This is a genomic window from Fulvivirga marina, from assembly GCF_016775155.1.
GTDB lineage: Bacteria > Bacteroidota > Bacteroidia > Cytophagales > Cyclobacteriaceae > Fulvivirga > Fulvivirga marina.
This window is the reverse complement of the sequence record NZ_JAEUGD010000004.1, coordinates 17932-33787: the sequence shown is the minus strand read 5'-3', so window position 1 is coordinate 33787 and position 15856 is coordinate 17932. Positions and strand designations below refer to the sequence as shown.

Annotated in this window: 14 protein-coding genes and 1 tRNA gene; 3 read left to right on the top strand and 12 right to left on the bottom strand. The window is 38.6% G+C overall.

Going from position 1 to position 15856, the window contains the following annotated elements:
- Positions 1 to 3: 3 nt before the first annotated feature.
- The 6 genes from JMN32_RS01925 to JMN32_RS01900 form a co-directional block, all read right to left on the bottom strand.
- Positions 4 to 1515 carry an MFS transporter gene (locus JMN32_RS01925; protein ID WP_202854591.1) on the bottom strand — a complete coding sequence of 504 codons (1512 nt, stop codon included), beginning with the start codon at positions 1513 to 1515 and terminating at the stop codon, positions 4 to 6.
- Between the two features lie 46 nt (positions 1516 to 1561).
- Entirely contained in the window at positions 1562 to 1972 is a 411-nt protein-coding gene (locus JMN32_RS01920; protein WP_202854590.1) for a hypothetical protein, read from the bottom strand.
- Between the two features lie 4 nt (positions 1973 to 1976).
- A complete protein-coding gene (locus JMN32_RS27595; RefSeq protein WP_202854589.1) occupies positions 1977 to 6335 on the bottom strand; it encodes a PKD domain-containing protein in 4359 nt (1452 codons plus the stop codon).
- A 99-nt stretch (positions 6336 to 6434) separates the two neighbouring features.
- Positions 6435 to 6872, bottom strand: a complete 438-nt coding sequence (locus tag JMN32_RS01910) for a hypothetical protein (RefSeq protein WP_202854588.1) — start codon at positions 6870 to 6872, stop codon at positions 6435 to 6437.
- Positions 6873 to 6969: 97 nt separating this feature from the next.
- Positions 6970 to 8208 carry a J domain-containing protein gene (locus JMN32_RS01905; RefSeq protein WP_202854587.1) on the bottom strand — a complete coding sequence of 413 codons (1239 nt, stop codon included), beginning with the start codon at positions 8206 to 8208 and terminating at the stop codon, positions 6970 to 6972.
- Positions 8209 to 8273: 65 nt separating this feature from the next.
- Entirely contained in the window at positions 8274 to 9077 is an 804-nt protein-coding gene (locus JMN32_RS01900; RefSeq protein ID WP_202854586.1) for a prolipoprotein diacylglyceryl transferase, read from the bottom strand.
- Positions 9078 to 9184: 107 nt separating this feature from the next.
- Between JMN32_RS01900 and JMN32_RS01895 the strand changes: the two genes are divergently transcribed.
- Both JMN32_RS01895 and JMN32_RS01890 read left to right on the top strand, forming a co-directional pair.
- Positions 9185 to 10033, top strand: a complete 849-nt coding sequence (locus JMN32_RS01895) for a DMT family transporter (protein WP_238354310.1) — start codon at positions 9185 to 9187, stop codon at positions 10031 to 10033.
- A gap of 31 nt (positions 10034 to 10064) precedes the next feature.
- Positions 10065 to 10808 carry a YebC/PmpR family DNA-binding transcriptional regulator gene (locus JMN32_RS01890; protein ID WP_202854585.1) on the top strand — a complete coding sequence of 248 codons (744 nt, stop codon included), beginning with the start codon at positions 10065 to 10067 and terminating at the stop codon, positions 10806 to 10808.
- A gap of 86 nt (positions 10809 to 10894) precedes the next feature.
- Here the strand turns inward: JMN32_RS01890 and gap are convergent, their stop codons facing one another.
- Positions 10895 to 11884 carry a type I glyceraldehyde-3-phosphate dehydrogenase gene (gap, locus tag JMN32_RS01885; protein WP_202854584.1) on the bottom strand — a complete coding sequence of 330 codons (990 nt, stop codon included), beginning with the start codon at positions 11882 to 11884 and terminating at the stop codon, positions 10895 to 10897.
- Between the two features lie 172 nt (positions 11885 to 12056).
- Between gap and JMN32_RS01880 the strand changes: the two genes are divergently transcribed.
- A tRNA-Glu gene (locus JMN32_RS01880) sits at positions 12057 to 12128 on the top strand.
- Here JMN32_RS01880 and JMN32_RS27675 read toward each other — a convergent pair.
- The 5 genes from JMN32_RS27675 to JMN32_RS01855 form a co-directional block, all read right to left on the bottom strand.
- Positions 12091 to 13698, bottom strand: coding sequence for a recombinase family protein (locus tag JMN32_RS27675; RefSeq protein WP_394369145.1), 1608 nt, complete (start codon positions 13696 to 13698; stop codon positions 12091 to 12093). The two genes, JMN32_RS01880 and JMN32_RS27675, sit on opposite strands and share 38 nt — an antisense overlap.
- The gene (locus JMN32_RS01870; protein WP_202854583.1) at positions 13685 to 13870 is read right to left on the bottom strand and encodes a hypothetical protein; all 186 of its coding nucleotides are present in this window, start codon (positions 13868 to 13870) and stop codon (positions 13685 to 13687) included. Before JMN32_RS01870 ends, JMN32_RS27675 begins: the two co-directional genes overlap by 14 nt.
- Before the next feature lie 84 nt (positions 13871 to 13954).
- Complete coding sequence (locus JMN32_RS01865) at positions 13955 to 14851, bottom strand: hypothetical protein (RefSeq protein WP_202854582.1); 897 nt, start codon at positions 14849 to 14851, stop codon at positions 13955 to 13957.
- 302 nt (positions 14852 to 15153) lie between these two features.
- The gene (locus tag JMN32_RS01860) at positions 15154 to 15522 is read right to left on the bottom strand and encodes an SMI1/KNR4 family protein (RefSeq protein ID WP_202854581.1); all 369 of its coding nucleotides are present in this window, start codon (positions 15520 to 15522) and stop codon (positions 15154 to 15156) included.
- A gap of 1 nt (position 15523) precedes the next feature.
- The gene (locus tag JMN32_RS01855) at positions 15524 to 15850 is read right to left on the bottom strand and encodes a hypothetical protein (RefSeq protein WP_202854580.1); all 327 of its coding nucleotides are present in this window, start codon (positions 15848 to 15850) and stop codon (positions 15524 to 15526) included.
- Between the last annotated feature and the right edge of the window lie 6 nt (positions 15851 to 15856).

Sequence of the window (15856 nt, the reverse complement as noted above, 5' to 3'; positions counted from 1 at the left end):
AATTTAAGACTTTTTTTTAATAAAAATATAGGTTGTAAAAACACTAAGTCCTGATAAAATACTGGCAATAAGAGCTGATTGTCTGAAGGTTTCTATAAATGATGTCTTTACCGCGGTGTTGATAATTTGTTTTTGCTCTTTGGTTGTATTTGTAGGAGGTTGAGCTTCGGCTAGTTTGAGAATTTCCTCATCCAGTTCTTTTTGAACTGCTTCTTGGAGGTGGAGATTTTTGGTATTTTCTATAAAACTGTTTTTGAAAGTAATTACACCAAAAGCACCCATGATGGCAATGGCTAGTACACCGGCTGTTCTGGCGATGGTATTATTTATACCAGAAGCAGATCCGGTTTTGCCGTGAGGTACTGAGTTCATTACAGCTGTTGTAAGTGGTGTTACTGTTAGGCCCATACCTATGCCAATTGTGATAATGGCAGGAAAAAAGGTGTTCCAAAAATCTGAGGGACCTGCCGTTTGGCCGGGTAGCGAGAACAGAAAGAAACCTATGGCTGTAAGCATGGAGCCAATTATTAATGGAGTTCGGGCACCGAGTTTGTCAGCCAGATGCTCGGACCATCTGGATAGAAAGGCTATTAACAGACCGAATGGCAGCATCACTAATCCTGCAATTTCATCCGGGTATCCCTGAACCTGTATTAGGTTTAAAGGGAAAAAGAATAGAAATCCTCCCAATGCGGCATAGATGAAAAGAGTAATAACGTTGGTGCTGCTAAATGTTTTAGACTTGAATAGAGACAAAGGCATCATGGGACTATTTGTCTTCATTTCATAGATTATAAACAGAAGTAGCAATACCAGGCCTGCTGCCAAGCTAGCGTAAATGCGTGGCGCATTGAATCCGAAGTTGGGTGCTTCAATAAAACCGTAAGTTAAACAGGCTAAAGATAAAGTAGCTACAAAAGCCCCTTTAGCATCTCCTTTGTTTGCATTAGGGTCTTTGCTTTCAGGTACCTTTCTTAAAAAGAAAAGTGCAATAATCGCCAAAGGAATATTGATGAAGAATACTAGTCTCCATAACCCTATGCCTGCCAGCCAACCTCCTAATGCGGGGCCAGATACGGTTGTCATGGCACTAAACATAGACCAGGTGCCAATAGCTCTTCCTCGTTTCTCCTTGGGGAATAGTGCTGAGATGATAGATAAACTACCGGGTACCATTAACGCACCTCCTATACCCTGTATACATCTGGAAACGATTAATATATCTGAAGATGATGATAACCCACAGAGGATAGAAGCAACTGAGAATAATGCGATTCCTAAAATAAAGATCCTTTTGCGCCCTAACCGGTCGCCCATTGACCCTCCTGTCAATAGCAGAGCTGATAAAAATAATGCATAACTGTTGATTACCCATAGGAGAGAGGATCCTTTTATATCGAGGTCGCTCTGGAGGGCAGGAAGTGCAACATTAAGTGCTGTAGAATCTATAAAGGCCATGCTTGAGGCCAGTATAGTTGATATGAGAGTTGCCTTTTGCTGTGGTTTTGATAGCATCAAGCGATATTAATAAAAAAGAGCGCCATTTGGCGCTCTTTTTTTATTAATTTTTAAGTTCTGTCAGTGTTTTCTTTTCCTTAGTTTTTAAATCGTATACATAGGTGAAGTCATCCGAACTCTGACCTTCCCGCATAATTCCGGGGATCATTATAATCTGTATTGCATGGTCATTATAAAAACTAACAGATCCATTATCCAGGGCATCTTCATACACCACTTTGTCAGTCTTTAGATCATGAACAATATATTTTATGTTATTCTGAGGGTGCTTAGCAGTTCCTTTGATTTCTACAAAACTCATAACATAAGATGAGTCAGGACTAAAAACATATTCAATCTGGCCACTAAGTTTTTCCTCAGATATAGATTTATAATTTGATGTTTGTGTTTTTCCATTGACACATGCAAGGAAAAACACAAAACCAAATAGAATCAAGCTATTTAATACTTTCATTAAACTATTTATGTTTCTGAATGTTCACTTTAACACTTTCAGACTTTCCAGTCAATTCTAATATGTATTGACCTGGTTGTAAGAAAGAAAGCATAACTACTTCATTTTGGAAAACAATATCCTTGGTTACGATAACCTGTCCCATAAGATTGTATATAGTGAGTCTGTTGAATCGGCCATCTTGCTTGATGTTTAACACTCCTGAAGTAGGGTTAGGGAACACACTAAGTTCACCAGATTTAATCAGGTCTTCCAGACCAAGGACCGTTGCACTAAATGGCTCAGAAACAACAGAACATCCATTGGAGGTCACTTTAACAGTGTAGTCACCTAACTCACGAGGGGAGTATTCCTGTTTATTGGCGCCTAGAATGATTTTTCCATCGAGGTACCACTGATAACTTTCTCCTTTTGATGCGGTTAAAATACCTCCAGCATCTGTAATCGTAGATTCAGGTGTTCCACGAGGTTCTATTTTAGCTGAAGTAAAGGATACGTTACAGCTTCCAAGTTCACCAGTTACTTCTATATCAATAGTATCTGTTACCAAATAAGATGTAAGTACTAAGTCTTTTCCATTTCCTATGAAATCCTCACTGAACACTTCTGAATTAGTAATATTGAAGATTCTGTAAATTACATCAGTTTCAGAGTTTTCTACAGTTACACTAATGGGATTATTAGCACATATATTAGCGTCCTCTAATGTTACTTTTCTGTTTGTCGGAGGTAATACATTCACTACAGGTTGATCTGAAAGAATAGCAGAACATGTAGAATTCATGTCTCTAACTTCTATATAGAACTCAGTTGGCTCAAGTAAAATTCCTGTTTCTAATTCTAAATTAGCCCCGTTTCCTTCAGTTCTTGGGCTGGCGGGGGTATTGTCAGCGGCATTAAACAATTGATACGTAAAGCCTGTATCACTGCCGTTAATTACTACTAAACCTATTTCGTTCATGCAAAGGTCGGAATTGCCAGTAGTCACTGTTTTTTCCTGAATACTGTTTGCTGCAATAGATATATAGGTATTTTTGGTTTCAACTTGAGAACCATTCAGCTCTCCTTGTACTGTAAGACTTACATCTTTATTGCCTGTTGTTGAATAAGTAACTTCATGAGGTCCTCTTCCAACGGCAGTAGCAGGACTAGCTCCTGAACCAAAACTCCAGGAATAAGATGATATTGACCCTTGGGAATTGTCATAAAAAGTGATTGTAGAAGCCTCACACAGATTTGCTCCAAGAGGAGTGCTGGTGAAATTAGGTAATGCATTGGTTTGCGGGCCTGTAAGTATAAAGTCATCTATTGCCATACCTACATCTACAGTAGCTGCATCTGTTCTAAACGCAAATCTAAAACCAACATAACCATTACCACTTAAAAATGATACATCTGTATTTTTAGTTGCAAAGCTACCTCCCGTATTACCACTAAATATAGGGACAGAAGCTCCAAAAACGGATTGAGGGTCTGAAATGGTGGTATACCAGCCTGCTTCCTGTGCGTTGTTTAATTTGATCCATGAGTTCCCTCCATCAGTGGTATATTCAACAATAAATCCATCCCAGGTGTCTTCAAATTGATACTTTGTTTTAAAAGACAGATTGTATGTGCCTGCCGTTGAAAGATCAAAATGTGGAGTATACAGGTAGGCTGTTGAATTGTCAGTGTACTGGTTTTCTGAAATTCCAGTGACCCATGCGAATGCACCACTTGCTGTACCATTTTTTCCTGACACTGAAGAGTTGCCTCTTTCAAAAGCAGTTCCTTGAATATTTAGAGCCACAAAATCTCCAGAATAAACATCAAAATTTCCTCCTTCAGCAAGGGAATAGTCCCCTTCTCTGTTTGGTAGTATAGTAATGTAGTTAGTTTTAATGCTTTGATTAGCCCCTGTATTTGCGGTTAGTTTAACTGTATAGGTTCCGGGAGCGCTGTAGCTGTATGTTGGACTACTTTCAATACTAGTATTGCCATCTCCAAAATCCCAAAGATAGTCGGCAGCATTACCTGTTGTATAATTGTTGAAAGTAATTTCTTCCCCTATATACGTAATGGTTTTGTTTGCTTGGAACTCAACATATGTGTTCTTACTAAATACATTAGTTGTAAATAGGCCTCGTCCAAAAGTAGCCACTATTACTTGTTGATCTGCTTCTCTATATTGAAGCATATTACATTTTACGTTGGCAAGGCCCTCTACGGTAGGTTCCCAATCAGGAGTAGAAACTGTTATATCATCAGTGGACCAAACTCCAAATTCAGTGGCGAGCAATACTTGCTTTCTGTTTTCGGGGTTAAAAAGAGCCCATCTTATAGGCATGTTTGGTAGGTTACCCTCTTTGCTTACCCAAGATTGGCCGCCATTTTTAGTTTCCCAAATAGAGTTAACATCATAATTGGAAAGAACTACCAACAAGTGATCATCTGATTCGCCTACTTCTATGCAAGAAACATATCCTTCAGGTAAAGCATTGGCATCAATTTCAGTTACTACTGGTGAACTGTTAGCATTTGTGATGCTGTATACACCACCTCTGTCATTACCAACAAAAACTTTATTCTCAGTGTAAGGAGAAGTTCTTAAATGACTCAATACGCGGCCTCCAACCGAAATTGTTTTTGTTTCAGTAGCGACGCTACTACCAGAAATATTCGAATATACCTTCATAGCATCAGCATTCGTTGCGGCGTATAAGATATCAGCATCGTCATCGTAATCGCAAGGGTTAATAAACCTACCACTACTTTGATCATCTGAGAAGTTAGTAAATGAAACGCCTCCATCCAATGACCTATGGTAAACGTTGCGAACATAACTCGAAATCATTACATCTGGATTGTCCTGATCAATGAAACTAAAAGCTCCGTCACCTCCGGTCACTTCAGTTGTTGAATTGACGCCAGGATTATTGAATTTTTGCATTCCGTTATCTTGTGCTCCTGCGAGGTAAGTGTTTGATAATTCAACGTTGGAGGCAGCACATGAATAGAATAAAGCTGTATTGTAGCCATTTATCCTCTCTTCAAATTGAGGTGTTGTAGCATCAAGGTCGTCTGAATAATATACCCCACCATCATTTCCAAATAAAGCGGTGGTTTCATTTTTAAAGAGCATGGCATGTTGATCAGCATGAACGTAGTCTGCACATGATCCTGTCCAGTAAGAAAGAAGTTTCCAAGTTGTTCCACCGTCTTCTGATCGGTGTAAATCAATTCCTCCAACAATGACCTTATTGGGGTCATTAGGAAAAACTCCAAGTATTAGATCAAAAAATGCCTGACCTCTGGTGAAGTCCGATGATGATTCTGAGCAATTTTGCTCCGAATATTTAGGCATAGTAAGATCGGACCATGTAGTGCCACCATTTGTAGTCTTTTTGAAAAAACCTACATCTCTACCGGATGGTCCTTCAGAAACTGCATAAACTGTATTTGGGTCAGACGGAGCTATTGCTAACTCGACTCTGTAGCCTGTCTCAGAAAGAATGTTTGTCCAGTTGGCAGCATCATCAGTTGATTTGTAAATATCACCAGAATAGTTACTTGCGTAAAAAGTTCCGTCGCTTGCCAGTTCAAGGTCGGTAATAGTTTCACCTAAAGTGGAAACCCAAGTGTTACCACCATCTGTTGAAACTTGAATTCCTGATGATGTACCAACCACTAGTTTTGAGGTCGAAGTAACAATTATTTTTTGAGTATATTCAAAATCGCTAGTTGTTTCCAGGCTGGTACTACTAAGATGGGTCCACGTCATTCCACTGTCAGTGCTTTTCCAAATACCTCCACCTTTTACATCGTTGGTAAAGATAAGGCCTGTTCCTGCGTAAAATGTTGAGGTGCTTTGAGGATCATAGGCTAAGGTACTAATAGCAATATTACCCATGAAGTCGTCAACATTTTGCCACTTGTCATTGGGGTCGGTTATATCATTAATAAACCAGATGCCTCCCGCAATTGCGCCAGCCCATACTTTATTGCCTGATACATCATTAGGATCATACATGAGTGCGCGAGTTCGGCCACCAACATTGTCAGGTCCCCTTTCATTCCATGCCACATTAGAAATTGCCTTGGTATTACTTTTTTTATGCAGCAATTTCCTTGTAATCTCAAATGATTTTATTTTTTCGATAATAGGGGGGTAACCAAGAATAGGAGACTTGGTCATTTCAAAATCATGGGCCGCGGCTAAGTCAGGCCTGTCTTTTTCTTTTTCTCCTTCTTCCTCTCCTTCTGAGAATTTAAGCTTAGCCATGTGGCCTGCTTTGTCGAAGGTTTCTTGTGGCTTGCTATTGAGGTAAATAACAGCTCCAAACGCAATAATTGCGAGTAACGCTAGGTAAAGATTTCTTCTCATAATGTACGATTTAAAAAACACAAATTTAATAATAAATTTGGTCAAAACCTTACATTGTGAAATATTGTTGTTGTGTATAAGGGGTATGACAAAACCTGATTACTTCATGTCGTGAAGCTCAAGAAATTCTTTTACTTCCTGCTTTACTTCAAGTTTGGTTTTTCCGTCGTAGGGTGCTGTTGCTATGGCCTTAAAAAGTTCTCCAACTACTGACTTGTCAAAGCCCAGTTTTTCAGCATAAATGGTAGCCACTTCTAATTCGATGTCTTCCACTATATTATCAATGTATATCATATGCACCAGATGATATATGGCCTCCATTTTTGAAAGCTTATCTTCAGGAGCAATGTATATAAGTTTGTTAAAATTGCCTTCTATGTGGTGCAGATCATTATGGGTTAGGTTGAGCTGTACGCTCCATTTCATCAGGCAGGCCACATACTTGCTTTCAACTTGTTCGTTTCCCAAAAAAAGTGCGAGAAGATTAAAAAAACTTCTTTTTACAGACTCAAGCTCTTCTTTAGTTAATTGATCCATAGCATCTCGTTTAATATAAAAGTACGGAGTTATACAATGTAAAAAAAGATTTGTTTGAAATAGTTGGAGTTGTTTGTGGTTAACTATAAAATTTAGTCTAAATACAATATTTATGACGTAGTGATTGTACGCTATTGTTTCCTAATTCTTCGGATCGCTTGAAATCCTTACATGCCTTTTCGATGTTCCCTTGTTTCCTGTAGCAATCGCCCCGGAGTAAGTACGACTGTCCTCTTTTCGGATGGAGAAAAATAGCCCAGTTGTAGTCGGTAATAGCCTCTTCATAATTACCTATAGCTTTATTGGCTTCAGCGCGCTTATTAAATAACTCGTAATAAATCTCAGGGGTCTTCTCTACAGGCATGATCAATTCAAAAGCTTCTCCATAAGATGCGCTTTGAAACTCCTTGAACAAATATTTAGCTTTATTGTAGTATGCTAGTGCTTTTTTGCTCCTGTTCAGTTTGGTGTGATAGATGTCTCCAATTGAAATAATCAGTTCTATATTTCTTTTATCTCTAATTAAAATGTATTCCAGTGCGTGAATGGCTTTGCTGTAATTATTTAACTGTAAGTTGCAGTCTGCCATCATTTTCCACGTTGCCAAACGCATAGGAGACTGATAATCCCGAAGGACTTCAAGGTTTTTAATGGCGCGAGAATAATCAGCCTGCCTGTACAATTGAGTTGTAAGGTTGAATAGGCTGGCAACCATGTCTTCCTTTTCATGATAAAATTGAGGGTCTATGGGATTCTCCCTGATAAGTTCTTCAATTGTGGTAAGTGCCACTCGATATTGACCTTTGTCATATAATAGTTGGGCTTCCGATAGCGTTTTCTCGTTTTTGGCTTTAATTTCCGATACTTTGAGGTCATGAAGGTGTTGGTTGTACCAAGATATCGCTATGACGAAGATAGATACTAATGCGACCAGGCCCAGGGTTAGAAACTGTACTTTGAAATAGTTGCGATCCACACGATAGCTAGGAGCTGTATTGTACTTGGGAGTATTCTTCCAACTGTACTTTCCATACCTGTCATATATGCTTCGCTCTGTTTTGGGAGTAGGCCGTTTGTAGTGTTTGGAGGAAGTCCTTTGGTAGGTAGCACTATATTTTTGATAATAATATTCCAGTAAAAGATCGTACTGCGCTTTTTGATCAGGCTTAGATAATAGTTGATGGGCCTCATTGATAACTTTGAAGAATTCTTCGGCAGCCTTATTACCCGGATTTTTATCAGGATGATATTTAATAGCCAGCCTTTTGTAGGCGGACTTGATTACCGGGTAATCGGATCCTCTCGGAATGCCAAATATTTTGTAGTAATCAAGCATATAATGACTCCAACTAAATTATATAGTAGACAGTAAATATAACGAATCCTCTACAAAGGAAATTCTCAGGATATTGATTTTTTGCCAGGATTGATTTTGAAGTAAAAGTAGAGAGCTGCCATGAATACTAATAAAGAAATGAACTGAGAATGAGATAGGTAGATGTCTATCACATAACCCCGGCTTAGGTCTCCTCTAAATGTTTCAATGATAGATCTTCCAATTGCATAAAACATAAGGTACAATAGAAAAAGCTGGCCATTGAAACTCTTATGTTTTTTGATGAAAAGCAAAGTTATAAGAATGGAAAGGATCATTGAGGCACTGTAAAGCTGAGTGGGGTGCATAGAAGTATGTAGGGGAGCCAGGCATGAAGGGTCTGAGTAAACCACTGCCAGAGGACCATGCCATTCTATACCATGACAGCACCCTGCCATGAAACAACCAATCCTACCAAAAAAATGAACAATGCAGGTAGTTATAGCCATTATGTCCAGCATAGGTAGGATGGGAAGATGCTGCTTTTTGAAGTAAAGCAGCATCGCAGGAATTGTGAAAAGGAGAGAGCCATAAAAAACAAAACCTTTACCTGTTAGAAGAGCGTCTGGGTGGTCTAAATAATAAGAAGGTTTTTCAAAAATCAAGAATACTTTACCACCTACAATAGCTGCAATTAAAAGTAGTAGAAAGAGAGTGTTGATTTTATCAAAGGATAAGTTAAATAGTTTTTTGCTTTCATAGGTAACATATGAAACACCCGAAATCGCTCCGATAACGATAAAAAAGCCGTATGAATAAACAGTGAAATAATCACCTAGAAAACCTGAAAAGAAGTTTGGTAATGAAATTTTGAAGAGTTCGGGATACATCAATAAAATCAATAAAGCTTAACGTAATCTGTTGTTAATATGGTGGCAGGGCCTTGCAACTTACAAATATAATTTCCTTTCTCACTCTTTTGCCTCTTATTTGCAACATGTTTACAAAAGGGGTTAGATACATGGTGATTGCAGGGTTTTTCTTTGCCCTGATGAATGTCTTTGTTAAAATGGTACCTGACATACCTGCGGTTGAAGTGGTTTTTTTTAGGTCTGTAGTTTCTCTGGTGTTGAGCTATGGTTTTTTAAAGGCAGGAGGAGTTAGTATATGGGGCAAGAATAAAAAGATTCTGCTTTTAAGAGGAGCTAGCGGTGCTGTTGCCCTCATATTGTATTTTGCTACCATACAGGCTATTCCTTTGGCGTCCGCTGTAACTATTCAGTTTCTGTCTCCAATTTTCACCTCTATATTAGGTGTTTTTATAGTCAAAGAGAAGGTGAAGCCACTGCAGTGGTTATTTTTTGTTTTAGCTTTCGTTGGAATTATTATTATTCAGGGGTTTGACCCCAGGATTACACCTTTTTATCTGGGTATAGGAATCATTGCGGCCTTATTTTCCGGATTGGCATATAATTTTATTCGTAAGCTGAATACCAATGAGCACCCATTAGTGATTGTGTTTTATTTCCCATTGGTAACACTACCTGTTACGGGTACTATTTCGATGTTTGATTGGGTTAGCCCTGAAGGGTGGGAATGGCTCCTGCTTTTACTGATAGGGGTGCTTACTCAAGTGGCTCAGTATTTTATGACCAAGGCTTACCAGTCCGAAGAATTGTCAAAAGTGGCTAGCCTTAAATACATCAATATCATCTATGCCCTGGCTTTTGGTTGGGTGATTTTTGAAGAAACTTTTAACTTTATAACTTACGTTGGTATGCTGGTGGTTTTAACAGGAGTTATACTGAACATCTGGTATAAACATCATCAGACATCAAAAATGTAAAGTTTTAATTCGTTGAGATAAGAAAAACATTATGTCAGGACACAGTAAGTGGTCAACCATTAAAAGGAAAAAAGGGGCTTTGGATGCAAAACGTGGAAAGATATTTACGAAGCTCATTAAAGAAATTTCAGTAGCGGTTAAGGAAGGAGGGGCTGATCTGGAAGCTAACCCGAGATTGCGACTGGCTATCCAGAATGCCAAAGGGCAGAATATGCCTAAGGAAAATATTGATAGGGCTATAAAGAAGTCTGATGGTGATGGTGCTAATTATGAAGAGCTTACTTATGAAGGCTATGCTCCATTTGGAGTTGCTGTGTTTGTAGAGTGTACTACTGATAATTTGAATCGTACCGTAGCTAGTGTAAGATCCCTATTTACAAAGTATGGAGGTAGTCTGGGGGTAAATGGCTCTGTTGATTACATGTTTGACCGGAAAGGTATATTTCTGATTAAGCAGACTGAAAGTATGGATCAGGATGATCTTACTTTGGAATTGATTGATGGAGGTGCGGAAGATGTTGTGTTTAATGATGGTTATATTGAAGTTTCCAGTGCTATGGAAGACTTTGGGAATATGCAGACTAAGCTGGATGAGTTGAGTTTGGAGGCTGAAACGGCTGAACTTCAACGAATACCTGCTACCACTGTTTCTGTTGATGATGAACAATTTGAACAAGTAATGAAATTGATAGATGCACTGGAGGACGATGATGATGTTCAAAAAGTGTACCACAACCTTGATGCAACGGAATCGCAGATGGAGTCATTGGCATAGGTTCTCTGGTAAAAAAAAAGACAAGAAAAAGCCCGGAATCAAAAATGAAGTGATTTCGGGCTTTTTATATAAATAAAGTTGTAAACTTATTTAGCAAGTCTTGAAATCAAGTCTGCTACTCTGTTTGAGTATCCAGCCTCATTGTCGTACCAGCTCACTACTTTCACCAATTTACCATTGGTAGAGGTCATTTGTGAATCAAAGATTGAAGAGTGAGGGTTTCCAATGATGTCAGTAGACACGATAGGGTCTTCAGTGTATTCAAGCACACCTTTCATAGGACCTTCTGCAGCTGCTTTCATGGCAGCATTGATCTCTTCAACAGATGCTTCTTTGTTTAAAGTACAAACTAGGTCAGTTAATGAACCTGTAGGTGTCGGTACACGAACAGCATTGCCATCCAGTTTTCCTTTTAATTCAGGAAGAACCAAGCCTACGGCCTTTGCAGCTCCAGTAGTAGTAGGTACAATGTTGATTGCTGCAGCTCTTGCTCTTCTCAAATCTTTGTGAGGTCCATCCTGCAAGCTTTGATCTGAAGTATATGCGTGGATAGTTGTTATAAAACCACTTTCCAGACCAAAGTTGTCATGTAATACTTTAGCAACAGGAGCAAGACAGTTAGTAGTACAAGAAGCATTAGATATAACCTCTTCACTGCCAGTAATGATGTCATCATTTACCCCAAGTACAACAGTTGGGATATTACCTTTGGCAGGAGCAGATATTACTACCTTTTTTGCGCCTGCAGTTATATGTTTTTTAGAACCTTCTTCGTCAACAAATCTTCCTGTAGATTCAAGTACGATATCTACATTCATGTCTCCCCAAGGCAATTGGGCAGGATCCCTTTCTGCTAAAACCTTTATGTCTTTGCCATTTACTATAAGTCCGTCAGCGGTAGTTTCAACGGTGCCGTTAAATTTACCGTGAATAGAATCATACTTAAGAAGATGGGCAAGTGTAGCAATGTCAGTAAGATCGTTAATAGCTACTACTTCAACATTGTCTTTTTGCAGTAATGATTTGAAAGCCAATCGGCCTATTCTTCCAAAACCGTTTATTGCAACTTTAGTCATTATTAGGTGGGTTATAGTTACTGTTATATTTCGCGGGCAAAAATACAATACGACGGATGTAAAACCAATTAAATGGCTGTTTTAAAAAACATTGAAAAATTTTTAAAAAATTTTGAGGCAAGGTTTTGCAAATAAAATCCGGCAATATATATTTGCACCACCTTAAACAAACGGCCCGTTCGTCTAGGGGTTAGGACGCCAGGTTTTCATCCTGGTAACAGGGGTTCGATTCCCCTACGGGCTACAGAAGGGGACAAACAGGCAATCAAGTCTTTTGTCCCCGTTTTTTTATCCCTATAATTCTCTGAAATATAGCGACTTAGACCAAAAACGCTATTCACTCGCAAAGTTCGATAATTGTCTTTTTCACGGTCATAATGGATTCCGTCAGGAAAAACCAAATTTTGCAACTTTCTCTTATTCTCATAGCTTCCTAACCTCCACATTTTCAATACATTAGAAGTTGATTGAGCTATTTCATCAACCCTATTTTGAAGGTTCGATAAATTGTTTTCGTATTTTCCTAGTTCCTTCAATATTTGCTCCTTCTCCTGCCTGTACTTGGGCATAAACTTTTGGAACATTTCAGTTGTAATTTCAGATAGCACAAACCGTTCTTCAATAGTGTCTAGCTTTTTTTGCACCTCTCTTAATTGCTTCTCCAATACTTCTGTATCCTGCTCACTTTCTTCGCTCATTGCATCAAGGTAATACTCCAGAGCAAACTTTAAAGGGTCTGTTAAATTGGGGTTCAGGTTGTAAGAAGAAAGGAATTCTTCAAACAGGTTATTCATTACTTTGGCATTCCTGTTACATTTACAGCCTTTGCCGTTACATTTATAATAAAATAACCCCTTCTTCTTTACCAGATAGCCGGTGTAAGCAACACCACATTTGGCGCACTTCACGAAGTTCTTTAAAGGCAGGTTGCTTAAATGCTCTTCATCCTGGTTATGTTTATAGCCTTGGGTATTGCCTTGCAATATTTTGTTGGCTTTTAGAAACAGTTCTTGGCTCACCAGTGCGGGGTGATTTCCCTTGTAAACTTCGCCATTAAGGGCTGAGTGAGAAATAAGCCCGCAATAGAAAGGGTTTCTGAATATCCGTGATAAGTGTTGGGAGTATAGCTTTATGCCTCGGCTTTTGAGCATTTTCAAAATGTCCTCACTGGTCTTGCCTTCGGCCTTCCAAACAAAGGCTTTTCGGATCAGCTTACCTTCTTCATTAATTACATATTTCCGATCTTTTTTAATACCGACCTGAGTGTAACCAAAAGGACAATGGCCGACCCATTCACCATTTGTTAAGGAATCTCTGATACCATTTTGGCAACGCTCCTTTATGACCTCTTTTTCGTAGTTGCTGAAAAGGAATTGCAGGTTTTGGTTTAAACCGCCAACCGGTGTTGTAGAGTCTCCTGGCTGCGTGACCGAGTGGATTATATGCCCCCTGCTTTTTAACTCTTCAGCGATTGATATACCACCCGCACCAGAACGTGAAAACCTGTCTACTTTATAAACGATAATGTTAGATATTTTCCTTTTCCTGACAAAAGCCAACATACGTTTGAACTCTTCCCGTTCCTCTGTTGAGGCACTTTCACTTTTACCCCCAAAACACTCTATAAGTGTTAGTTTACTGCGATCTACATAATCCATACAGTAGCGCATTTGGGAGGCAAGGCTTGTATTGTCCTCTTGTCCTTTAGTAGATACCCGTGTGTAAATTACGCACAGAGCATTTTGAGGAATACGATTGTCCCTACTCTTTTTCGCAAAATGTTTTTCAAAAACCGGGTTATCAATTTTCTTCATAAGCTTTGTTGTTTAATATATTGTCGGCAATTATGGCCGCAAATTGATTTATGGAATTTACAATGTGGGTGGCCTCTTCTTCCTGAATCGTCTCAAACCCTTTAAATCCCCTTAAATTTTCTGCCGTTAGTTTTTCTTTATTTGTATTGTTTTTCTTCTTATTTGATTTCACGTTTTACATGGTGGCAAGTGCTTTTCTTGTGTCTTTCAAGTGCAGCACTCATACATGTAGATACCCCTGATCGTAGGGTAAAGGTTAAAATTTCACTTTTACCGTGTTGGTAAGGGTAGTAACTAGCCCGTTATGGGTTTTTATCTCTATATTTTGATAGCTGGAATCCTGCAATATATCCACTATTTTACGCCGGACGTTCTGTCGCTTGGTAAGTTCCAAACCTTTAATTTGCTTGTCCCCGAACTGTATCTTAATAGACTCATACTCACCAGAGCCGACTACCTGCAATAGCTTAATTTCAGGTGCGGTAAAAATCTTTAATTTAGGTAGTAGGTAATCAACGTTTTCAGATAGAAAAGAATCTTTTACTAGTTTGGATAGCGATACTTTGGTGTGGGTTTCGAAAGCTACTTTTTGTAGCTCTTCACTATCATAGAGGCCGGGATTATTCTCATACCATGGCATCCAGGAACCATCTGTAAAAAACAGTAGTGCAATAGGATTTTGGTTAATGATCGTTTCACATACCAATTGAGCGAAAAGCGTTAGGGATTCGTTTTTAATATCCAGGCTTGATTCTTGACCTATCAGAGCGGTTATCCTTTCTTTTTCCTCTCCGTCTGGAATTACCTTTAGAAGATCGGGGTAAGAGGTTAATATGTCTTTTACTGCATTAGTAGGGATAGTCGCAAATAAACCTTCTTTCGCGGGCTTGATAAGCTTTGGAGGGACGCCCATGCCTATGAGTTGTCCAATAACTTTTACCCATATGAATTCTATGTAGGTAAATTTCTTATGGGTTCCTGAATTACTCCTATAATTATCCAGGATTTCTTTGTCAGCCCACCTACCTAACAGTAAGGAGGAAAAGCCTGTTTCTTTTACCGTAAAAACGTTATTCTCGTTTAGCTCATGGTATAACTGTACGGCTAGGGCTGTACTGGCTGTTCCAAAATAGTTATCTAGTGTATCCTTCATAGGGTAATGATAACTAAAATTCAAAAAAACATCAAAATGATATTTTAATTTATATCATTTTGATGTTTTCAAAAACTATGCAAAGTTCAGAACTATAGGCAATTTTATAATTGCGCCTCATTAATTATCTTTTGGGAAAATCCCTTTTCATTGAAATCATGTTTTCAGGATTGTTAAAGAATGCCTGAACGGTCATCGTATGTATCCAAGGGAAAGCTATAACTCTTGTAACTGTCTTATGGATGGAGTGTCTCTTTTTACTTATAGCGGCCTCCGCTTTGCCGAAGACCGCTTATCAAAGTTTATTTTTCAAGTTCTAAAAGCAATCCATTAAAATCACTACTCACAAGTGTAACATCTTCATCAGTCATACCGATAAATGGCATGGTGTAAATATGGCTTGTTTCTTTTGAGATTGCATAGGCCATTTCCCCGCCGTCAGAGCCGATAAGGAAAAAACCTGGGGCAAATTCTTCCGCGCCATAATCCTGGTTTAGCTGGATCAAATCTGTTAACGGCCAAAGCAGCAAATATGCATTATCAAAGCTAATATCTGCGCCGTTTGATGCTTGCATAAATTCCAAGTATCCAGACGGTAATTTGAAGTTGATACCAGAAGTAAACTTTTCAATATCCGCTTTGTTGAGCGAAGGGTTCTTTTCAATGTTCATATTAGGCATCTTTTTGTCTGTATTCTAAAAGCCTTTGGGCGATCTCTAAATCAGAATACCCTTTATTTTTCAGGTCTAAGTCAGACTCAATAAGTTCTATTGCATAATCTAAAGGAAATAATTGAATGTACTGAATTCCTCCTTTCTCAAAAACAAGGTCATCTTCTGTTTCTTCAATTTCAAAAAAGGCGATATCAGCTTCCAGTTCTAAAGCTCCTCGGAGATAGATTAGCAATGCTTCTGATTCTGTATTTAATCCCTGCTCTTTATACAGTTCTACTAACTGTTCTGGATTAGTTAAGTATTTTATTAATTTGACTAGTTTCATATCTAT